A 19,778-nucleotide genomic window follows, 5' to 3' on the forward strand; every position below is an offset into this window, starting at 1 on the left:
CGTGCGGCGGGCCTATCCGGTGCCAGTCGGGGTGCATGTGGATGGAGCCGAGCAGTTCCAGGCCGAGCGCCTCGGCCTTGCGGGAGGCGCTGAGGAGATCGCGGGAGTCGACCCACCAGCCGCGGTGCTCGTTCTCGTACGCCGGTCCGTACCGGGGGACGATCGTCTCGCTGAACTCCAGGAGGGCCGCCGGGTCGGAGGTGCGGGCGTTGCGGCCGAAGGCGACGCGTTCGACGTGCAGTGTTCCGGGGCCGGGGGTGCCGAGGAGGAGCGCGAAGCAGGGGAGGGGAGTGTCGGCGGTGATGAGCTGGTACTCGCCGACCGCGGCGGCGAGGAACTCGTCGAGGGCCTGGTTGTCCATCAGGACGGTGGGGGGAGCGCTGCCGGTGTGGTTTCCGGGCGGACAGTGCTCGTCCGATAAGGACGGCATGGGTGACGTGTCTCCGTCTCTCGTAAGCGCCGCTCGCGAACGACTTTCGTTCGGGGGCTTACGAGTTCGGAGCGTAGGGGGATCGTTGTTGAAGTTTCCAGAAGCCTTCCGGAAGCCGGGGGTTATCCCTATGCGCCCGTTGCGGTCGGTGCAGTCGGTCCGGCCAGGTGTGCGGGCACGCGAAAGCCCCCGTCCCGACGCCGATCTCAGGTACTGGCGTCCGGCCGGGGGCTTTTCAGCCGCGGGGTGCGGCTCTGGCGTCGGCTCAGACGTTGACGCCGAAGTCCTGGGCGATGCCCACGAGGCCCGAGGCGTAGCCCTGGCCGACCGCGCGGAACTTCCACTCGGCGCCGTTGCGGTACAGCTCGCCGAAGACCATGGCCGTCTCCGTCGCCGCGTCCTCGGAGAGGTCGTAGCGGGCGATCTCGGCGCCGCCGGCCTCGTTCAGGATGCGGATGTAGGCGTTGCGGACCTGGCCGAAGTTCTGCGAGCGGTTCTCCGCGTCGTAGATCGAGACCGGGAAGACGATCTTGTCGATGTCGGCGGGGAGGCCGGCGAGGTTGACCTTGATCGCCTCGTCGTCGCCCGCGCCCTCGCCCGTGCGGTTGTCGCCGGTGTGGACGATGGTCTTGTCCGGGGTCTCCTTGTTGTTGAAGAAGACGAAGTGGGCGTCCGAGAAGACCTTGCCCTGCGTGTTGACCGCGATCGCCGAGGCGTCGAGGTCGAAGTCCGTGCCGGTGGTGCTGCGGACGTCCCAGCCGAGGCCCACGGTGACGGCGGTCAGGCCCGGAGCCTCCTTGGTGAGCGAGACGTTGCCACCCTTGGACAGGCTTACAGCCATTGTTGGGAGTCCTTCCCTCGTTTGACATACGTGCAGTACGTGCGTGCGGTGCGGAGCCCCGTACGGGACGAAGCTACCGTCACCCCTATGAACGCCGACGGGGGTCCGGAAGGTTCCGCGCGCCTTTACTTTCTTTACCTACCTTGTCGGTCTGTCGCGGTGCCGGGGTGAAAACGGGGTGACGTGGACCGGACAGGCGCGCGACCATAGGGGCATGTCCGGTCCCTACCTCATCCGTGGCTCCGTCTCGCTCCCCGAGGCCGAGCTCATGTGGCGTTTCTCGCGGTCCGGCGGGCCGGGCGGGCAGCACGTCAACACCAGTGACACGCGGGTCGAGTTGAGCCTCGACCTCGCGGGCACCGAGTCGCTCCCCGAAGTCTGGAAGCGGCGCGCGCTGGAGCACCTCGCCGGCCGGCTCGTCGACGGAGTCGTCACCGTCCGCTCCTCCGAGCACCGCTCGCAGTGGCGCAACCGCGAGGCGGCGGCCGTACGGCTGGCCGCCCTCCTCGCCGAGGCCACCGCACCGCCACCCAAGCCCCGTACCCCCACCCGTATCCCGCGCGGAATCAACGAACGCCGGTTGCGGCAGAAGAAGGCACGCGCGGACGTGAAGCGGGGCCGTACGGGACGGGACTGGGGTTAACCGGTAACCGGTAGGAGTAACCGGTTATCCGATGCCGGTTGCTGACTGAGCGACTGACTGTCCCGGCGCCGGTAACCCGGGGTGCGGTGGCGGATGAACGATCGTGAATTTCCGCACGGCCGGAAGAAAGAGCCGTGGAACGGCCCCGGGAATGAATTTCTCGCTGTGCGATTCGAATCACACGGAAGTCATCTCCGGGGTGTCACCTGCCGAATGCTCGGTCAGGCCGCCGTGGTCGCGCGTTCGATGTCGGTCCCGCCGTGTTCTCGGCCGGTGAGGGCGGAGAGGGCGGAGGGTGCGGGCAGGGGCGCGGGCGTCTGGAGCGAGTCCTGACATTTACGTTCGTACACGCAAAGGTCGTCATGATCGACAGCCCGGTGTCAGGTCAGGGCCGGGTCAGTGCTCGGTCAGCTTCAGGACGCCTACCGTCTGGCCCCCGCTGGTCTCGCCGGTGGGGGTGAAGCCCAGGCCCAGGTAGAAGGGCTCGGGGCCGGTCGGGCCGGGGTGCCAGGTGACGTAGAGGTCGGTGCCGCCGCGTCGGCGGATCTCGGCGGCGACGGACTCGACGGCGAAACGGCCGTAGCCCTTGCCCTGTTCGTCGGCCGCGATGTTCAGGCGCCACAGGCCGGAGCGCAGGTCGGTGCCGGTGTCGCCCCAGGCGATGTCGAGGAAGGCCATGAGGAAGCCGACGGGACGCTCGCCGTCGAGGATCAGCCGGGGCCAGGCGGTGCGCGGATGGACGTACGCCTCGGCCAGGGACTTCATCACCGGGTCGACCGCGTGTTCCTGGTCCGGGCGGACCCGTACGGCGACGGCGGCGTCGAAGTTGTCGGAGCTGATCCGCTCCAGCCGGAGCGTGTCGTTCGTCATACGGCGAACCTAGGCCGTCCGGCAGCGGTGTGACCAGCGGGTTTCTCGTCAGTCGAGTCGGCGGTAACGGCCACGGAAGTACGCCAGTGGGCCCCCGTCCGCGTGCGGCGCGGTCGCCGTGAGGACGCGGCCGATGACCAGGGTGTGGTCGCCGGCCGTCACCCGCTGTTCCGTACGGCACTCCAGGGTCGCGAGGGCGCCCTCCACCAGGGGGGCGCCGGACGCCTCGCCCCGGATGTGGGGGAGGTCCGCGAAGAGAAGGCGGTCGCTGATGCGGCCCTTCATCGCGAACCGGCCCGCGATGTGCCGCTGGTGCTCGGAGAGTACGGAGACCGCCCAGAGGGGCTGTTCGTCGAGCAGGTCGTCCATCCGGGAGCCCTCGCGGACGCTGACCATGACGAGGGGCGGGTCCAGGGAGACCGAGAGGAAGGCGGTCGCCGTCATGCCGACGTCCTCGCCGCCGGGTGCGTGCGGATCGTCCGCGTCGAGCGGCGGCTCCTGTGCGGTCACCAGGACCACGCCCGAGGAGAGGCGGGACATGGCGGCGCGGAAGTCGTCGTTGCTCACTCCCCCAGGATGCCCGGCGCGCGGGAGTACGGGAGAGGCGGTGGTGGCGGAGGTGGCGTGTGGGGCGGAATAGGCGGGCACGGCACGGCTGGGTACGGCAGGGGGAGTCAGCACAGGGAAAAGCTATTCGTGGTCCCCGTGCCACCGCATCGGACCAGCGCCCGAACCGGGACCTAGGACTCCCGACCGACCCCAAAGATCGGGAACGGCCCCGCGGACTTCCGCTCGGTCGTATCCTCGCTCGTAGTATCCGCACGGATACAAAGTTTGCGTTCAGTAAATGCACAGGGAGAACTCAGAAACTCCACTCAATTGCTCATCTTTCGCTGTGACTTGAGTCACAGGTGACCTTTTTTGTTGACCCTGTGTACCGAGTGGGCAGCGCGCTGTGATTCAGTGGCGGAGAAGGTGGGATAGGCGGAAGGAGGGCGAATGGAGACCGACCAGGAGCCGTATGTCCGTCTTGCGACCTTGCGGCAGCTGCACCAGGTCATGGCGGACATGAACACCGCGCGCAGTCTGGCGGACACCCTCCAGACGGTCGCCGACGGCGTCGTCAACGGCCTCGGTTACGAGCTGGCCTGCGTCAACCTCGTCCGCCCCGACGGCGATCTCGTCGTCGCCGCCTTCGCCGGAAACTCCGCCGCCGAGGCCCTCATCACCGGCCGGGTCGGCTCACGCGACTCCTGGGAACGCCGGCTCGCCATGGGCGAGGCCTGGGGCGACCTGGTGTTCATACCGCACACCGAGGGCTGGGTCCTCGACGACGACGACGTTCCCCAGTGGTACACCGACGGCCCCGCCCCGCGCTTCGAGGACGAGTGGCACCCCTCGGACCGGCTCTTCGCACCGATGTTCACGCCGAGCGTGCCCGGCGGCACCTGCGGCGAACTGATCGGCGTGCTCTCCGTGGACCGGCCGCGCAATGGCCGCCGACCGGGCGCGTGGGGCAAGGAAGCGCTCCAGATGTACGCGTTCCAGGCGGCCATCGCGATCAGCAACGCACGTCTACGCGCGAATATGCAGCGGGCACTGGTCAGACTCGAACGCGAGCAGCAGGCGCTCCGGGCCAGTGAGGAAAGCTTCCGCCAGGCCTTCGAGTACGCGCCCTCCGGCATGGCCATCGCCGAGATGGGCGGCGACCAGCAGGGCCGAATACTCCGGACCAACGACGCCCTGTGCCGGCTGCTGGGCCGCCCCGCCTCCGCGATGCGCCGCTACGCCTTCTCCGACCTCGTGCACCCCGAGGACATAGGCACCCTGCTGCGCACCTCCGCCGAGGGCGGGCGCGCCGAGCTGCGGCTCTGCCGCCGGGACGGCTCGTACCTGTGGGTGTCGCTGCGCAACTCCGTCGTCGCGGACGCCACCGACGGCCCGCGTTTCCTGCTCACCCACGTCGAGGACATCGAGGAGCGCAAGCGCCGCGAGCTGCAGCTCGCCCACCGCGCCTCCCACGACTCCCTCACCGGTCTGCCCAACTCCGCCGAACTGCGCGCCCGGCTCAGCTCCCGCCTCTGCCAGCGCCCGCAGACGGCGGCGCCCGGACTGGTCGAGTCGGTCGACGCGGCCTACGGCCACGCCCAGCTGGACCCCTTCGGCACGCACGACCAGTACACGGCGGTGCCGGCGCCCGTGCCGGACGGCGGCATCCAGCCGTACGACGCGAACGGCCACGGTTTCGACTTCCGCGGCGCCCCCGAGGTGTACGGCGCGTACGACCACCATGTCCACACCGTCGCCCCCGAGGGTGAACACGACGACGGGACGAAGGGGCTCGCGGTTCTCTTCTGCGACCTCGACGGCTTCAAGTCGATCAACGACCGTTTCGGGCACAACGCCGGCGACGCGGTACTGATCGAGGTGGCCCGGCGGCTCGGCGGGGCCGTGCGCGACGGCGACACGGTGGCCCGGCTCGGCGGCGACGAGTTCGTGGTCCTGGCCGACGGCCTCGGCCGGGCCGACGCCCAGGACCTGGCCGTACGCCTGCGCAACGAGATCATCCAGCCCATCCGGGTCGACGGCCGCGCGATGCGGGTCGGCGCGAGTTTCGGTATCGGGTGGGCACACTGCGGGATGACGGCGGACGAAGTCCTGAAGTCGGCCGACGAGCGGATGTACATCGAGAAACGATCTCGTCCCAAACAGCACCGCAGGGCGGGATGATCTCCAGGTCAGCGGTGTGACGCCGGTCCCGTGGGGCCGGACTCACCCGTTTGGGTCAGTGGGAGCGGGTAGGCTCGCTATTCGCATTGCATGTATCGCGGGACCTCGCAACATCTCGTGGTCCCGCCCGCAGTAGTCCCACCCCGCACCTGTTGAGGAGACCAAGGGATGACGCCCGGCAACAGCGGCGCGAGCACGCCCGAGGACGACGACCCGTTCGGCTACCTGTACGAAGACGGGCGGGCCAACGGAGCCCAGCCGCCGAGCAGCGGCTACGGCTACCCGAACTCGGTCGGCCGTACGCGACCGGTCGGCGAGCGTCAGTACAGCGGCCCGCCGCAGGGCCAGCAGCCGGCGTACGGTCAGCCCGCGCCGACCGCCCAGACCGCGCAGTACGGCCAGGCGATCCCGCAGCAGCAGGGGGCGTACGGCGCCCCGAACACCCACTACCAGGCGCCCGAGGCCTTCGGTGGGGGCCCTGCGGCTCCGCAGCAGCAGTCGTACAGCGGAGGCGGCGGCAACGGCAGGGGCGGGCGGGGCGGCGGTCCCAACACCAAGGGTCTGCTGATCGGTGCCGTCGCGGTGGTCGCCGCGGTCGTCATCGGTATCGCCGTGGCGATGATGGGCGGCGACGGCGACAAGAAAGAGGCGGGCGGTGCCAGCGCCACCCCCTCGACCGGGCAGAGCGCCGAGCCGTCCCCGTCGGCCAGCGCCTCGGCTGTCACGGAGGACGAACTCCCGACCATCGACGCGAAGGCCCTGCTGCTCGGCGGCGGCGCCGCCCCGGCGTCGGACGTCGAGGGCGCGAAGGCGGCCGACGGTGTCTATGTGGGCAACTTCAACAACCAGGGCGCGTCGGTCACCTGGAACGTGAGCGGGATCGCGAAGAAGGGCGGCTACCGGCTCTACGTCAACTACGGCGTACCCGGCAAGGACGCCAACGCCACCCTCACGGTCAACGGCGAGGCCCAGTCCCGCCCGCTCAACCTGGGCAACTTCGCGAACGCCGCCGAAGGCGACTACGCGAAGGGCTGGACGGAGACCTGGGCGTCCGTCCAGCTGAACAAGGGCACCAACACCATCAAGATCTCCTGCGAGCAGGGGAACCAGTGCGATGTGAACCTGGATCAGCTGTATCTGACGGGCGCCAGCGGATGACGACCGGCGCTTGAGAGAGGGCTGACCGAAGGCCGACCGAGGACCGACAGGCGCTAGGCCGCCGTCGCCTCGCGGGTCACCGTCACCCGGTCCAGCAGCTTCTCGTACGCCGCGCGGTCGAACTCGCCCGCCACCGGGGCCAGTACGGTCGCCGCCGACAGGGCCACCGCCCTGGTCAGGCGTTCGGGCCAGGGGAGTTGGTCGACCAGGCCCGACAGCAGGCCCGCGACCAGTGAGTCACCGGCGCCCGTCGGGTTGCCCCGGACACGGGCCGGCGGGGTCGCCCGCCAGCGGCCCTCCGGGGTCACCGCGAGCAAGCCGTCCGGACCCAGTGAGGCCACCACGGCCCGTGCGCCACGCCTGCGGGCGTCCCGGGTCGCCTGCAACGGCTCGTGGGAGCCGGTGAGTTCGGCGAGTTCACCGGCGTTCGGCTTGACCAGGTCGGGTCGGGCCGCGACCCCGCGCCGCAGGGGCTCCCCGCTGGTGTCGAGCAGCACGGGTACGTTCGCCGCCCGTGCACCGCGGACCAGGTCGGCGTACGCGCCCACCGGCACCCCCGGCGGCAGGCTCCCGCAGAGGGCCACCGCGGAGACGGACGGCAGCAGCCCCTCGTACACGTCCTGGAATGCCGCCCACTCGGCCTGGGTGATCTGCGGGCCGGGTTCGTTGAGTTGGGTCGCGTCCGTCGTCATACCGGCCGCCGAGTCGTCGATCACCGCTATCGTGCGGCGAGTCGCACCCGACACCGGCATCAGCGCGTCCAACACGCCTGGAGTGGCGGCGAGTTGGTCCTGCACGATCCGGCCGGTCGGGCCGCCCGTGAAGCCGGTGACCGTCACCTCGTGACCGAGGGCGGCCAGCACACAGGCCACGTTCAGGCCCTTGCCGCCCGGGCGTTCGGTCACCGAGGTGACCCGGTGGGAGTCGTGCGGGCGTAACTCCCCTACGCGGTACGTGATGTCGAGCGCGGTGTTCAGCGTCACCGTGAGGATCACCCCGCCGACCTCCCCTCTTCAGCTCCGGCGACTCAAGGCAGTTGGGGCTTCGGCGGCTGGGGCTCTGGCAGTTGGGGCTTTACTACCCAACTGCCCTTGCGCATCACTCCCTTGAGTGTGAAGTCCGCGTCCAGCAGTACGAGGTCCGCGTCCTTGCCCGGTTCCAGGGAGCCCACCCGGTCGTACATCCCCAGCAGTCGGGCCGGGTTGGCGGACAGGGCGGCGACCGCGTCCGTGACCGGGAGCCGGTCGACGGTGACCGCCCGTTTGAAGGCGCGGTCCAGGGTGAGTGTCGAGCCGGCGATCGAGCCGCCCTCGACCAGCCGGGCCACACCCTCGCTGACCTCGACCTCCAGCGGACCGAGCAGATAGCGGCCGTCGCCGAAGCCGGCGGCGTCCATCGCGTCGGTGATGAAGGCCACACGGTCCGGGCCCGCGTGGTGGAACGCGAGTTGGAGAGCTGCCGGGTGCAAGTGGGTGCCGTCGTTGATGAGTTCGACGGTGACGCGCTCGTCTTCGAGGAGGGCGGCGATCGGGCCGGGGGAGCGGTGGCCGAGGGCGGGCATCGCGTTGAAGAGGTGCGTGGCGACGGTGGCGCCCGCGTTGATGGCGTCCACCGTCTGCTCGTACGTCGCGTCCGTGTGCCCGATCGCCGCGAGGACGCCGTGCTCGACGAGCAGCCGTACGGAGTCGAGGCCGCCGGGGAGTTCGGTGGCGAGGGTGAGCATGCTGGCCCGGCCGCGCGCCGCGTCGATCAGCTTGCGTACGTCCGCCGGGTCCGGGTCGCGCAGCAGCGCCTCGGAGTGGGCGCCCTTGCGGCACGGGGAGATGAAGGGGCCCTCGAAGTGGACGCCGGCGATGTCGCCCTGCTCGGCCAGTTCGGAGAGGAGGCCGGCGCGGGCGGTGAGGGTGTCCATGTCGCCGGTGACGGTGCTGGCTACGAGGGTGGTGGTGCCGTGGGTGCGGTGGGTGTGGACGCCCTTGAGTACGTCTTCGGCGGTGCCCGAGGTGAAGGAGGCTCCGCCGCCGCCGTGGTTGTGGAGGTCGACGAAGCCGGGGACCACCCAGTGGCCGGGGAGGTCGATCACCTGGGCGTTCTCGTGGGGGCGGTCGGTGAATGTGGTGCCCTCGACGGCGAGTCGGGTGCCGTCGGTGATTCCTGTGGGGAGTACAACTCGGGCACCCCTGAGCACCAGGCTGTGTGCACGCTGCCGGCCCGCGGGGGCTGGTCGCGCCCACGCAGCGGTAGCTGCAAATTCAGCACAGCCCCGCGCCCCTGGGTGGGTTGCCGCTGGGTCTGTTGCCAGTGCACCCGCCTTCACTGGGTTCGCTGCCATCAGGGCGTTACCTCCGTGAGGTCGGTGGGGGTCAGGAGGTCCCAGGCGAGGAGGCCTGCTCCCAGGCAGCCTGCTGTGTCTCCCAGGGCCGCGGGGGCGATGGCCGGGAGCTTCTGGAAAGTGATCCGTTCTTGTACGGCGGTGCGCAGCGGTGTGAACAGCGTGTCGCCCGCTTCCGCCAGGCCGCCGCCGATGATCAGGGTGCGGGGGTCCAGGAGGGTGAGGGCGGTGACCAGGCCGTCGGCTAGGGCGTCGACGGCGTGCTGCCAGACCTCGCGAGCGCGCGGGTCGCCGGAGTCGACGGCCTTGGCGCAGTCCGCCGCGTCCGCGCCCGGGGTGCCGGAGGCCTCGGCCCATGCCTCGCTCACCGCCGACGCCGACGCGTACCGTTCCAGACAGCCGCGCTGGCCGCACGGGCACAGGGCGCCGCCGGGCCGTACGACGATGTGGCCGACCTCGCCGGCGAAGCCGTGCGCGCCCGCCTCCACCCGGCCGTCGACGCCGATCGCGCCCGCGATGCCGGTGCCGAGGGCGATGAAGAAGAAGCGGTCGGCTCCCTGACCGGCTCCGATGCGCCCCTCCGCGAGGCCGCCCGTCCGGACGTCGTGGCCGAGGGCGACCGGCAGGCCGAGCCGTTCGGTGAGTAGCGCGCGCAGGGGTACGGCACGCCAGCCGAGGTTGGCCGCGTAGACGGCGAGGCCGCGCTCGGCGTCCACGATGCCGGGCACCGAGACTCCGGCGGCGGCGGCGCTCTCGCCCAGGTGGGCGATGCCGTGCGCGTGCAGGTCGGCGGCGAAGTCGAGGATCGCCTCGACCACGGCGTCGGGGCCGCGCTCGCGTCCGGTCGCCCGGCGCGTCTGGTGGAGCAGAGCGCCGTCCGGCCCGATGAGGGCGGCTTTCATCGCGGTGCCGCCCACGTCGAGGGCGATGACATGTCTCACGGGGACAGTGTGGCCCGTAGACCCGGAAGAGGTCTAGTCCACTCACGTGGTGTAGACCTTATGGAGGTAAGAAGTTGAACCTACCAATGAACACATATGTGAACGACCAGTGGGGATTTTGCAGTGCAACGGCGCAGGACAGGCATGATCGCGGCGGTGTCCGCACTCGGGATGACGGCGGTACTCGGCGGCTGCGGAGCCGTCGGCTCGGGTGACGTCACCCTGAAGCTGGTCGCCGCCGACTACGGCGACTCCGACGCCAACAGCTCCCAGAAGTACTGGGACAAGCTGGTCGGGGAGTACGAGGACGCCCACCCGGGTGTCAAGGTCGACGTCAGCGTCTACTCCTGGAACGACGTCGACCGCAAGGTCAAGGAGATGGTCGCCGCCGGTGACGCGCCCGACCTGGCGCAGATCGGCGCCTACGCCGACTACGCGGCCAAGGGCGAGCTGTACCAGGCCGACGACCTGCTCTCCATCCCGACGCAGGCCGACTTCGTCGCCCAGCTGGCCGACGCCGGTGAGGTCAGGCGCACCCAGTACGGGATGCCCTTCGCCGCCTCCACCCGCCTCCTCTTCTACAACAAGAAGCTCTTCACCGAGGCCGGCCTCACCCCGCCCACCACCTGGAGCGAGCTGGCCGCCGACGCCGCCGCGCTCGAGGAGAAGGGCGTGAAGTACCCGTACGCCCTTCCGCTGGGGCCCGAGGAGGCGCAGGCCGAGACCATGCAGTGGCTGCTCAGCGGCGGCGAGGGCTATACCAGCGAGGTCGGCACCTACGGCATCGACTCCCCGCAGAACATCAGGACGTTCACCTGGCTCAAGGACGAACTCGTCGACAAGGGCCTCACCGGCTCCGTCGCCCCCGGAAAGCTCAACCGGGCCGCCGCCTTCGCCGCCTTCGCGCGCGGCGAGGTCGGCATGCTCAACGGCCACCCCTCGCTGATGAAGATCGCGGCCGCCAAGGGGGTCGACTTCGGGATGGTGCCGATGCCGGGCCGGGAGCGCTCGACGCGGTCCACGATGGGCGTCGCCGACTGGATGATGGCCTTCAAGAAGAACGGCCACCGCAACGAGGTCGGCGGGTTCCTCGACTTCGTCTACGAGAAGAAGAACGTGCTCGCCTTCTCCCGCGAGTACGACCTCCTCCCGGTCACCACCTCCGCGTCCAGGACGATGTCCGCCGCCGCCGAGGACAAGGATCTCGCCCCTTTCCTGGAAGAACTCCCGACCGCCCAGCTCTACCCGGTCGGCAAGACGTCCTGGGCGCAGGTCAACGCGGACATCAAGCAGCGGATCGGTACGGCGTTCACGGCGGACGGCGACCCGGCCTCGGTCCTCGCCGAGCTGCAGACGCAGGCCAACGCGGCGGAGACCGAGGAGGAGAACGCGGAGTAGGCCGCCGGCGGGTCGTGGGAGCGGGCGGGCCGGGCTGCCAGGCCCGCCCGATGTCAGTGGCGGGGGCTACGGTGCTCTCCATGGACGTGGACGGGGAGCAGCTGGGGCGACGGGAACAGGACATTCTCGCGCTGGAGCGGCGGGGGTTCGCGGGGCCGGGTGCGAAGGAGCGGGCGATCCGGGAGGAGCTGGGGTTGGTGCCGGTGCGGTACTACCAGCTGCTGAACGCGCTGCTGGACGACCGGCGGGCGCTGGAGTGTGATCCCCCGCCGGTGACCAGGTTGTCGTCGGCCCGGGAGGTTCGCCGGGGGGAGCGGTAGCCGACGTCGGATCGTTTCGCCCCCGCCGCCCCTACCCGTCCCATCCCGTTCCTGGGGGCCGCGCCCCCAGACCCCCCTTCGCGCCGAAAGCGCTCGTCCTCAAACGCCGGACGGGCTGAGATACGGTCGCTTCCATGGACTTGCTGCCCACGCCCCTGACGCAGGCCGGCCGTGACGGGCTGGATGCCATTCTTGGCGAGCCCGGTGGTGCCGTTGTCGCTCTCGACTTCGACGGGACCCTCGCTCCGATCGTGGCCGACCCCGAGCAGGCCCGCGCCCACCCCGACACACTCGCCGCCCTCTCCGCCCTCGCGCCCAGGGTCGCCTCCGTGGCCGTCGTCACCGGACGCCCCGCCGGTGTCGCGGTCCGCCACGGCGGTTTCGCGGGTGTGCCCGGCCTGGAACACCTCGTCGTCCTCGGCCACTACGGCACCGAACGCTGGGACGCCGTGACCGGCACGGTCAGTGCCCCCGCCCCGCACCCCGGCGTCGCCGCCGTCCGCGCCGAGCTGCCCGGGTTCCTCGAAGGGCTCGGTGCCTGGCAGGGCACCTGGATCGAGGAGAAGGGCCGGGCCGTCGCCGTGCACACGCGGCGTGCCGCGGATCCGCAGGCCGCGTTCGAGGCCCTGCGCGAGCCCCTCGCCGACCTGGCGACCCGGCACGGCCTGATCGTCGAACCCGGCCGCCTGGTACTGGAGCTGCGCCCACCCGGCATGGACAAGGGCGTCGCCCTGGAGGAGTACGTCCGCGAGACCGGCGCCACCTCGGTCCTCTACGCCGGCGACGATCTCGGGGACCTCCCGGCGTTCGCGGCGGTGGAGAAGCTCCGCCAGAACGGCACCCCGGGCCTGCTCGTCTGCAGCGGCAACAGCACCGAGGCCGTGACGGAGCTGGCGGAACGCGCCGACCTCGTCGTCGACGGTCCCGCAGGCGTCGTAGGGCTGCTGGCCGCCCTCGGGCAGGCCGTCGTCGGCCGTTAGTCGCTGAGCGCGTTCAGCTGGTCCAGGAACCACTGGGCCGGCGGTAGGGCGGTCGCCGACGCGGCCAGTCGTTTCGTGCGTTCCGCCCGTTCGCCGGCGCCCATGGTCAGGGCCTCCTCCAGCGCCCGCGCCGTCTGCGTGACGTCGTACGGGTTCACCACGATCGCGTCCTCGCCCAGCTCCTCGTACGCCCCCGCCTCCCGCGACAGCACCAGCGCGCACCCCTCGTCGGAGACCACCGGGATCTCCTTCGCGACGAGGTTCATGCCGTCGCGGATGGGGTTGACGAGGGCCACGTCGGCGAGGCGGTACGCGGCCAGGGAGCGGGCGAAGTCGTCCTTGACGTGGAGCACGACCGGGGTCCAAGTCGGCGTCCCATAGGCCGAGTTGATGTCGTCGGCCACTCGCTGCACCTCGGCCGTGTAGTCGCGGTAGACCGCCAGATCCTGGCGGGAGGGGTATGCGAAGGCGACGTGGACCACCCGCTCCCGCCACTCCGGGCGGTCCTCCAGGAGCTGCCGGTACGCCAGCAGGCCCCGCACGATGTTCTTCGACAGTTCCGTACGGTCCACCCGCACGATCGTCTTCCGGTCACCGGTGCCGCCGATCTCGTCGCGCAGGGCGGCCATCCGCTCCTCGACGTCCGGCTCGTGGGCGCGCCTGCGCAGGAAGTCCGCGTCCGCGCCCAGCCCGTGCACGCCGATCCGGGTGTCGCCGACGCCGCCGACCAGGTCCGTACAGCAGGCGGTGAACGCTTCCGCCCACCGCCGGGTGAGGAAGCCGAGGCGGTCCGCGCCGAGCATGCCGCGAAGGAGCTGCTCGGAGATGTCGTACGGCAGCATCCGGAAGTAGTCCGCCGGTGCCCACGGGGTGTGCGAGAAGTGGCCGATGCGCAGGTCGGGGCGGAGGGAGCGGAGCATCCCGGGGACCAGGCACAGGTGGTAGTCCTGGACCACCACCGACGCGCCCTCGGCGGCCTCCGCCGCCAGCGCCTGGGCGAACGCGCGGTTGTAGGCCTCGTACGACGCCCACTGCCGCCGGAACTCCACGTCGAAGACCGGCTCCAGCGGGGTCTGGTACAGCATGTGGTTCACGAACCACAGCACCGAGTTGGCGATGCCGTTGTACGCGTCCTCGTGGACGTCCGCCGGGATCGCCAGCATCCGTACGCCCGCCTCGGCCTCGCCGCGCCGGACGGCCTCGCGGTCGCCGTCGCCGAGGGCCGAGCAGACCCACAGGGCGTCCGCGTCCGGGCCGATCGCCGACAGCCCGGAGACCAGCCCGCCACCGCCGCGCCGGGCCTGCAGCGAGCCGTCCTCACGGACCTCGTACGTGACCGGGCCACGGTTGGAAGCGACCAGCACCCGGTAAGAGCCCTGCGTACCCTGCACACCTTGCGTCGAAGCCATACGCCTCAACCTAGCCCGGCCCGGAAACACTCAAACGTACACACGTACGCCTCAGCCGTATACAAGCCGCCCGGGCCGGTGCACCGGCCCGGGCGGGGCTAGGCGGCCTTTCTCCTCGCGTACTCCGAGATCTCCGCCATCGGCGGCCGTTCCTCCGTGTCCACCGAGTACGTCCGGGGCTCGAAACCGTCCTCTCCGCGCTCGAACTGGGTGAGCGAGGGGCGGATCAGATGGCCGCGGGCCAGTCGGAGCTGCGCGGTGCGGTAGATCGCGGCGGACATCCGGCCCAGGGCCTGGCCGTCCTGGTGGCGGTGCTTGCGCACCCCCACGTCGACCTGCGCCAACGCGTCCAGGCCCACCAGGTGCAGGGCGTCGATCAGCATGCCCAGCTCCACGCCGTAGCCGACGGGGAACGGGAGCTGTTCGAGGAGCGAGCGGCGGGCCGCGTACTCGCCGCCGAGCGGCTGGACGAAGCCGGCCAGCTGCGGCCAGTGCATGTTGAGGAGGGGGCGGGCCATCAGCTCGGTGACCCGGCCGCCCTGGCCGGCGGCCTGGCCGAGCGGGCGGTCGTACATCGCCTTGACGAGGTCGACACCGGGGTCCGTGAGCAGGGGGCCCACGATCCCGGAGACGAAGTCCGACGAGAACTCCTTCAGGTCGGCGTCGACAAAACAGACGATGTCCCCGCTGGTGACCAGGAGCGAGCGCCACAACACCTCGCCCTTGCCCGGTACGGCCGGGATGCGCGGCAGGATGTCGTCGCGGTGGACGACCCGGGCGCCCGCCGCGGCGGCCACCTCGGAAGTACGGTCGGTCGATCCGGAGTCGATGACCACGATCTCGTCGACGAGCGGGACCTTCAGCATCAGGTCCCGGCGGATGACGGCGACGATCTCGCCGACGGTCTCCTCCTCGTTGAGCGCGGGCAGGACGACACTCACCGTGGCGTTCGAGGAACGCTTCGCGGCGATCAGCTTCTTGAGCGGGCGGTCGCGGGCGGACCAGGAGCGCGTGCTCAGCCAGCGCTCGACGTCTTCCAGCACGTGCGGCTCTCCCTTACGTTGCGTGGGGGGAAGCGCGATCTTGTATCTCGCGGTTCGGACGGCTCCCACCACCATCCAAGCCTTCGGTTACAGTCTTGAACAACGCGGGTGACCATCGCATGTCCGAGGTCGCCGGTGTTCACAACCGCACAACCCCACAACTTCATACCGCTCATCCAGAGGGGCAGAGGGATACGGCCCGATGAAGCCCCGGCAACCCTCCAGTCGGCACTCGTGATCCATTGACGGATCGCGAGGCTCCCGGCTCGGGAAGGTGCCAAATCCGTCTCATGGCGAAACGCGTCGTGAGAAAGATGAGGAAAGGGCTTCGCCTCCATGGCTGCGCAAACTGTCGAGAGCACCGAGAGCACCACTTCCGGCTCCGTCACCACTGACTCCGTCACCCCCGTTGATCTCGGCCCCGCCGCCGCGCTCTCCTGCCGCGAATGCGGCCACCGCGTGCCCCTCGGTCCGGTGTTCGCCTGCGAGGAGTGTTTCGGCCCGCTGGAGATCGCCTACGACTTCGCTGTCCATTCGGCGGCCGACACCGAGGAACTCCGCAAGCGCATCGAAGCGGGACCCGCGAACATCTGGCGTTACGCGCCCCTTCTGCCCGTTCCCGCGAACGTCGCCGAGAAGCCGAACATCAACCCCGGCTGGACCAAGCTCGTCCAGGCCGACAATCTCGCCCGCGAGCTGGGTGTCGACGCCGGCAAGCTCTTCGTCAAGGACGACTCCGGCAACCCGACGCACTCCTTCAAGGACCGGGTCGTCGCCCAGGCCCTGGAGGCCGCCCGCGCCTTCGGCTTCACCACTCTCTCCTGCTCCTCCACGGGCAACCTGGCCGGTGCCGTCGGCGCCGCCGCCGCCCGGGCGGGCCTGCGTTCCTGCGTGTTCATCCCGCACGACCTGGAGCAGGGCAAGGTCGTCATGGCCGCGGTGTACGGCGGCGAGCTCATCGGCATCGAGGGCAACTACGACGACGTGAACCGCTTCTGCTCCGAGCTGATCGGCGACCCGGCCGGCGAGGGCTGGGGCTTCGTCAACGTCAACCTGCGCCCGTACTACGCGGAGGGCAGCAAGACCCTGGCGTACGAGATCTGCGAGCAGCTCGGCTGGCAGCTGCCGGACCAGCTCGTGGTGCCCATCGCCTCCGGGTCGCAGCTCACGAAGATCGACAAGGGGCTGCAGGAACTGATCAAGCTCGGGCTGGTAGCCGACAAGCCGTACAAGATCTTCGGCGCCCAGGCGGAGGGCTGCTCGCCGGTGTCCGTGGCCTACAAGGCCGGGCAGGACGTCGTACGGCCGCAGAAGCCGAACACCATCGCCAAGTCGCTGGCGATCGGCAACCCGGCGGACGGGCCGTACGTGCTGGACATCGCGCGGCGGACCGGGGGAGCGGTGGAGGACGTGAACGACGAGCAGGTGGTCGACGCGATCCGGCTGCTCGCGCGTACGGAGGGGATCTTCGCGGAGACCGCCGGTGGTGTGACCGTGGGTGTCACGAAGAAGCTGATCGAGAACGGGCTGCTGGACCCGACGCTGACGACTGTCGTGCTGAACACCGGGGACGGTCTCAAGACGCTGGACGCGGTGGCGGACACGGGGCTCACCGCGACCATTCGGCCCAGCCTTGAGTCGTTCCACGCGGCCGGACTCGCGTAGGCGGTGGTTGTTCGTTCGTCTGCGGGTCCGTGGGGGCTGGTCGCGCCCACGCGGCGGTAGCCGCAAATCCAGCACAGCCCCGCGCCCCTAGGTATGTCATCCGACCGGAGGTTTTCATCGTGAGCGTTAGTGTCCGCATCCCTACCATCCTGCGCACCTACACCGGCGGGCAGGCCGAGGTGGCTGCTGAGGGTGGGACTCTCGGCGAGGTCATCGCCGATCTGGAGAAGAACCACACGGGGATCGCCGCCCGCGTGCTCGACGACCAGGGCAAGCTGCGTCGCTTCGTCAACGTGTACGTCAACGACGACGACGTCCGCTTCGAGCAGGGGCTGGAGACGGCGACGCCGGACGGTGCCGGGGTGTCGATCATTCCCGCGGTCGCGGGCGGCTGATACCCGTCAGTAGTAACCGTCGGTAACATCGATTACCGAGAGTTCATCGAATTGCCCCCTCCGTGAGAGAAGCGGAGGGGGCAATTCTGTATGGTTGAGCGCGGTACAGTTGGGGAAGCCGCACCATCTCGCACGCCGCACGAGTATTGATTCCTGCCGCGCACCCAACGAGAAGTAGCCAAAGTGTGCAGGCATTTTGCGTTTTTTGTTCTCTTTGTGGGGCCCGGCTTGCCCTGAATCCGCGTGAATTCTCCGCATATTTCCTGACCTGGCGTGCCCGGATTTCTCGTCCAATTGACCTGTTGCAGAGGGCAGTTGGACAGATACATTCGGCCGCGGTCGACGCGTTCCGGCGCACACCTCCACCGGTTGGGGGGGTGAGGTCTGACCCGGATCCGCGAAGTGCGGATCCGTGCAAGGGCCAGTAATAGGGGAGTTAGGCATGGCTCAGGGCACCGTCAAGTGGTTCAACGCGGAGAAGGGGTACGGCTTCATCGCGGTCGACGGTGGTGCGGATGTTTTCGTCCACTACAGCGCGATTCAGATGGACGGCTACCGCACCCTCGAGGAAGGTCAGCGGGTCGATTTCGAGATCTCGCAGGGCCAGAAGGGGCCGCAGGCGGACATGGTCCGTCTGGCGACCACCTGAAGCACGCGCCGGCGCACACGCAGCGACGTTCTTCTTCCTTCATCGAAGGATTCGATGGGCTCGTACCTCGTGGGACCTCACGGGGTGCGAGCCCATCGGCATGTCCGCAGGCGCGTCGGCATGGCTACCGGGCCGTAGCCATCCCCTTGTTCACCTGGGGATCTTCGAGAGTCGCTTGCACTCGGCAGGGGCGAGTGCTAATCATTGGCGTTAGCACTCTGAAGGTGAGAGTGCTACCGAAGGACCGGGTGGGTGAGGCCCGCAGGCCAGGTGGTGCAAGGAATCACCGAGGCAGGCAGGCCGTCCGTCGCGGGCGCCAGCGCGGTCCGGAGCAATCCACCCCAGTCCGGGAGGACCACTTCACATGGCCAAGATCATCGCGTTCAACGAGGAGGCACGGCGCGGTCTCGAGCGCGGGATGAACCAGCTCGCAGACGCCGTCAAGGTCACCCTCGGCCCCAAGGGCCGGAACGTCGTCCTCGAGAAGAAGTGGGGCGCCCCCACGATCACCAACGATGGTGTTTCCATCGCCAAGGAGATCGAGCTCGAGGACCCGTACGAGAAGATCGGCGCCGAGCTGGTCAAGGAAGTCGCGAAGAAGACGGACGACGTAGCCGGTGACGGCACGACGACCGCGACCGTCCTGGCCCAGGCGCTGGTCCGCGAGGGCCTGCGCAACGTGGCCGCGGGTGCGAACCCGATGGCCCTGAAGCGCGGCATCGAGAAGGCCGTCGAGGCCGTCTCCGGTGCGCTGCTCGACCAGGCGAAGGAGGTCGAGACGAAGGAGCAGATCGCTTCGACCGCCTCCATCTCCGCCGCCGACACGCAGATCGGCGAGCTCATCGCCGAGGCGATGGACAAGGTCGGCAAGGAAGGCGTCATCACCGTCGAGGAGTCCCAGACCTTCGGTCTGGAGCTGGAACTCACCGAGGGTATGCGCTTCGACAAGGGCTACATCTCGGCGTACTTCGCGACCGACATGGAGCGCATGGAGGCGTCGCTCGAGGACCCCTACATCCTCATCGCCAACTCCAAGATCTCCTCGGTCAAGGACCTGCTCCCGCTCCTGGAGAAGGTCATGCAGTCGGGCAAGCCGCTGCTGATCATCGCCGAGGACGTGGAGGGCGAGGCCCTCTCGACCCTGGTCGTCAACAAGATCCGCGGGACCTTCAAGTCCGTCGCGGTCAAGGCCCCGGGCTTCGGTGACCGCCGCAAGGCGATGCTGAACGACATCGCGATCCTCACGGGTGGCGAGGTCATCTCCGAGGAGGTCGGTCTCAAGCTCGAGAACACCTCCCTGGACCTCCTGGGCCGTGCGCGCAAGGTCGTCATCACCAAGGACGAGACCACGATCGTCGACGGCGGCGGCTCCGCCGACCAGGTCGCCGGCCGGGTCAACCAGATCCGCGCCGAGATCGAGAACTCGGACAGCGACTACGACCGCGAGAAGCTGCAGGAGCGCCTGGCGAAGCTCGCCGGCGGTGTTGCGGTCATCAAGGCCGGTGCCGCGACCGAGGTCGAGCTCAAGGAGCGCAAGCACCGCATCGAGGACGCCGTTCGCAACGCGAAGGCGGCCGTCGAGGAGGGCATCGTCGCCGGTGGTGGCGTGGCCCTGCTGCAGGCCTCCTCGGTCTTCGAGAAGCTGGAGCTCACGGGTGACGAGGCGACCGGCGCGAACGCCGTCCGTCTCGCCCTGGAGGCCCCGCTCAAGCAGATCGCCGTCAACGGTGGTCTCGAGGGTGGCGTCATCGTCGAGAAGGTGCGCAACCTTCCCGTCGGCCACGGCCTCAACGCCGCGACCGGTGAGTACGTCGACATGATCGCCGAGGGCATCATCGACCCGGCGAAGGTGACGCGCTCCGCGCTGCAGAACGCCGCGTCGATCGCCGCGCTGTTCCTCACCACCGAGGCCGTCATCGCCGACAAGCCTGAGAAGGCGGGCGCCGGCGCCGGCGCCGGTGGCGGCATGCCGGG

20 protein-coding genes and 1 riboswitch are annotated in these 19,778 nt (G+C 69.7%); of the genes, 10 read left to right on the top strand and 10 right to left on the bottom strand.

The genetic code is table 11. The annotated features are described in order from the left end of the window. Together STRTUCAR8_RS41145 and STRTUCAR8_RS41150 are read right to left on the bottom strand one after the other, a co-directional pair. Positions 1-430, bottom strand: a 430-nt coding sequence (locus STRTUCAR8_RS41145; protein ID WP_048818894.1) for a hypothetical protein, incomplete at its 3' end; no start/stop codon positions are given. A 265-nt stretch (positions 431-695) separates the two neighbouring features. Next, complete coding sequence (locus tag STRTUCAR8_RS41150; RefSeq protein WP_006382336.1) at positions 696-1,271, bottom strand: TerD family protein; 576 nt, start codon at positions 1,269-1,271, stop codon at positions 696-698. A gap of 214 nt (positions 1,272-1,485) precedes the next feature. Between STRTUCAR8_RS41150 and arfB the strand changes: the two genes are divergently transcribed. After that, complete coding sequence (gene arfB / locus STRTUCAR8_RS41155) at positions 1,486-1,914, top strand: alternative ribosome rescue aminoacyl-tRNA hydrolase ArfB (RefSeq protein ID WP_006382343.1); 429 nt, start codon at positions 1,486-1,488, stop codon at positions 1,912-1,914. Positions 1,915-2,135: 221 nt separating this feature from the next. Here arfB and STRTUCAR8_RS55285 read toward each other — a convergent pair whose 3' ends face one another. From STRTUCAR8_RS55285 to STRTUCAR8_RS41165, 3 genes are read right to left on the bottom strand one after another with little or no spacing between them, the layout of a single operon-like run. Beyond that, entirely contained in the window at positions 2,136-2,264 is a 129-nt protein-coding gene (locus STRTUCAR8_RS55285; RefSeq protein WP_267889069.1) for a hypothetical protein, read from the bottom strand. A 46-nt stretch (positions 2,265-2,310) separates the two neighbouring features. Beyond that, entirely contained in the window at positions 2,311-2,784 is a 474-nt protein-coding gene (locus STRTUCAR8_RS41160) for a GNAT family N-acetyltransferase (RefSeq protein ID WP_006382331.1), read from the bottom strand. A gap of 48 nt (positions 2,785-2,832) precedes the next feature. Further along, entirely contained in the window at positions 2,833-3,324 is a 492-nt protein-coding gene (locus STRTUCAR8_RS41165) for a flavin reductase family protein (protein WP_086025862.1), read from the bottom strand. Positions 3,325-3,783: 459 nt separating this feature from the next. On the opposite strand from STRTUCAR8_RS41165, the gene cdgB reads away from it, so the two are divergent. Together cdgB and STRTUCAR8_RS41175 are read left to right on the top strand one after the other, a co-directional pair. Next, on the top strand, positions 3,784-5,514 hold the full coding sequence (gene cdgB / locus STRTUCAR8_RS41170) for a diguanylate cyclase CdgB (protein WP_006382344.1): 1,731 nt from the start codon (positions 3,784-3,786) through the stop codon (positions 5,512-5,514). A 168-nt stretch (positions 5,515-5,682) separates the two neighbouring features. Continuing rightward, the gene (locus tag STRTUCAR8_RS41175) at positions 5,683-6,672 is read left to right on the top strand and encodes a CBM35 domain-containing protein (protein ID WP_006382330.1); all 990 of its coding nucleotides are present in this window, start codon (positions 5,683-5,685) and stop codon (positions 6,670-6,672) included. 53 nt (positions 6,673-6,725) lie between these two features. On the opposite strand, the gene STRTUCAR8_RS41180 is transcribed toward STRTUCAR8_RS41175, so the two are convergent. The 3 genes from STRTUCAR8_RS41180 to STRTUCAR8_RS41190 form a co-directional block, all read right to left on the bottom strand. Further along, on the bottom strand, positions 6,726-7,667 hold the full coding sequence (locus STRTUCAR8_RS41180; RefSeq protein WP_006382329.1) for a 1-phosphofructokinase family hexose kinase: 942 nt from the start codon (positions 7,665-7,667) through the stop codon (positions 6,726-6,728). Positions 7,668-7,699: 32 nt separating this feature from the next. Then, positions 7,700-8,860, bottom strand: coding sequence for an N-acetylglucosamine-6-phosphate deacetylase (gene nagA / locus STRTUCAR8_RS41185; protein ID WP_006382347.1), 1,161 nt, complete (start codon positions 8,858-8,860; stop codon positions 7,700-7,702). Positions 8,861-9,003: 143 nt separating this feature from the next. Next, on the bottom strand, positions 9,004-9,945 hold the full coding sequence (locus STRTUCAR8_RS41190) for an ROK family protein (RefSeq protein WP_006382337.1): 942 nt from the start codon (positions 9,943-9,945) through the stop codon (positions 9,004-9,006). Between the two features lie 123 nt (positions 9,946-10,068). Here STRTUCAR8_RS41190 and STRTUCAR8_RS41195 point away from each other — a divergent pair, with 123 nt between their 5' ends. The 3 genes from STRTUCAR8_RS41195 to otsB all read left to right on the top strand — a co-directional run bounded on the left by STRTUCAR8_RS41195 (position 10,069) and on the right by otsB (position 12,643). Continuing rightward, positions 10,069-11,343, top strand: coding sequence for an extracellular solute-binding protein (locus STRTUCAR8_RS41195; RefSeq protein ID WP_456154959.1), 1,275 nt, complete (start codon positions 10,069-10,071; stop codon positions 11,341-11,343). 80 nt (positions 11,344-11,423) lie between these two features. Further along, positions 11,424-11,663 carry a DUF3263 domain-containing protein gene (locus tag STRTUCAR8_RS41200; RefSeq protein WP_006382348.1) on the top strand — a complete coding sequence of 80 codons (240 nt, stop codon included), beginning with the start codon at positions 11,424-11,426 and terminating at the stop codon, positions 11,661-11,663. A gap of 134 nt (positions 11,664-11,797) precedes the next feature. Further along, positions 11,798-12,643 carry a trehalose-phosphatase gene (otsB, locus tag STRTUCAR8_RS41205; RefSeq protein WP_006382346.1) on the top strand — a complete coding sequence of 282 codons (846 nt, stop codon included), beginning with the start codon at positions 11,798-11,800 and terminating at the stop codon, positions 12,641-12,643. On the opposite strand, the gene STRTUCAR8_RS41210 is transcribed toward otsB, so the two are convergent. Then, positions 12,640-14,052: an alpha,alpha-trehalose-phosphate synthase (UDP-forming) gene (locus tag STRTUCAR8_RS41210; RefSeq protein ID WP_006382342.1), complete on the bottom strand. Its 1,413-nt coding sequence runs from the start codon at positions 14,050-14,052 to the stop codon at positions 12,640-12,642. The two genes, otsB and STRTUCAR8_RS41210, sit on opposite strands and share 4 nt — an antisense overlap. Before the next feature lie 98 nt (positions 14,053-14,150). Further along, positions 14,151-15,095, bottom strand: coding sequence for a glucosyl-3-phosphoglycerate synthase (locus STRTUCAR8_RS41215; protein ID WP_006382335.1), 945 nt, complete (start codon positions 15,093-15,095; stop codon positions 14,151-14,153). A 169-nt stretch (positions 15,096-15,264) separates the two neighbouring features. Then, positions 15,265-15,416, top strand: a riboswitch (SAM riboswitch). A gap of 15 nt (positions 15,417-15,431) precedes the next feature. On the opposite strand from STRTUCAR8_RS41215, the gene thrC reads away from it, so the two are divergent. The 4 genes from thrC to groL form a co-directional block, all read left to right on the top strand. After that, the gene (gene thrC, locus STRTUCAR8_RS41220) at positions 15,432-16,760 is read left to right on the top strand and encodes a threonine synthase (RefSeq protein ID WP_006382334.1); all 1,329 of its coding nucleotides are present in this window, start codon (positions 15,432-15,434) and stop codon (positions 16,758-16,760) included. Between the two features lie 119 nt (positions 16,761-16,879). Then, positions 16,880-17,155, top strand: coding sequence for a MoaD/ThiS family protein (locus STRTUCAR8_RS41225; protein WP_006382340.1), 276 nt, complete (start codon positions 16,880-16,882; stop codon positions 17,153-17,155). A gap of 442 nt (positions 17,156-17,597) precedes the next feature. Beyond that, positions 17,598-17,804 carry a cold-shock protein gene (locus STRTUCAR8_RS41230; protein WP_006382349.1) on the top strand — a complete coding sequence of 69 codons (207 nt, stop codon included), beginning with the start codon at positions 17,598-17,600 and terminating at the stop codon, positions 17,802-17,804. 364 nt (positions 17,805-18,168) lie between these two features. Next, positions 18,169-19,778 (top strand): chaperonin GroEL (gene groL, locus STRTUCAR8_RS41235; protein WP_006382333.1); only part of this gene is annotated, 1,610 nt, incomplete at its 3' end.

Origin of the sequence: Streptomyces turgidiscabies Car8, from assembly GCF_000331005.1 — a bacterium.
In the GTDB taxonomy this organism is placed as follows: domain Bacteria; phylum Actinomycetota; class Actinomycetes; order Streptomycetales; family Streptomycetaceae; genus Streptomyces; species Streptomyces turgidiscabies.

Coding starts and splice junctions, on each gene's coding strand:
- arfB (WP_006382343.1), top strand. CDS start 1,486: ATGTCCGGTCCCTACCTCATCCGTGGCTCCGTCTCGCTCCCCGAGGCC.
- STRTUCAR8_RS41230 (WP_006382349.1), top strand. CDS start 17,598: ATGGCTCAGGGCACCGTCAAGTGGTTCAACGCGGAGAAGGGGTACGGC.
- thrC (WP_006382334.1), top strand. CDS start 15,432: ATGGCTGCGCAAACTGTCGAGAGCACCGAGAGCACCACTTCCGGCTCC.
- STRTUCAR8_RS41200 (WP_006382348.1), top strand. CDS start 11,424: ATGGACGTGGACGGGGAGCAGCTGGGGCGACGGGAACAGGACATTCTC.
- otsB (WP_006382346.1), top strand. CDS start 11,798: ATGGACTTGCTGCCCACGCCCCTGACGCAGGCCGGCCGTGACGGGCTG.
- STRTUCAR8_RS41210 (WP_006382342.1), bottom strand. CDS start 14,052: ATGGCTTCGACGCAAGGTGTGCAGGGTACGCAGGGCTCTTACCGGGTG.
- STRTUCAR8_RS41165 (WP_086025862.1), bottom strand. CDS start 3,324: ATGTCCCGCCTCTCCTCGGGCGTGGTCCTGGTGACCGCACAGGAGCCG.
- STRTUCAR8_RS41150 (WP_006382336.1), bottom strand. CDS start 1,271: ATGGCTGTAAGCCTGTCCAAGGGTGGCAACGTCTCGCTCACCAAGGAG.
- STRTUCAR8_RS41175 (WP_006382330.1), top strand. CDS start 5,683: ATGACGCCCGGCAACAGCGGCGCGAGCACGCCCGAGGACGACGACCCG.
- STRTUCAR8_RS41160 (WP_006382331.1), bottom strand. CDS start 2,784: ATGACGAACGACACGCTCCGGCTGGAGCGGATCAGCTCCGACAACTTC.
- cdgB (WP_006382344.1), top strand. CDS start 3,784: ATGGAGACCGACCAGGAGCCGTATGTCCGTCTTGCGACCTTGCGGCAG.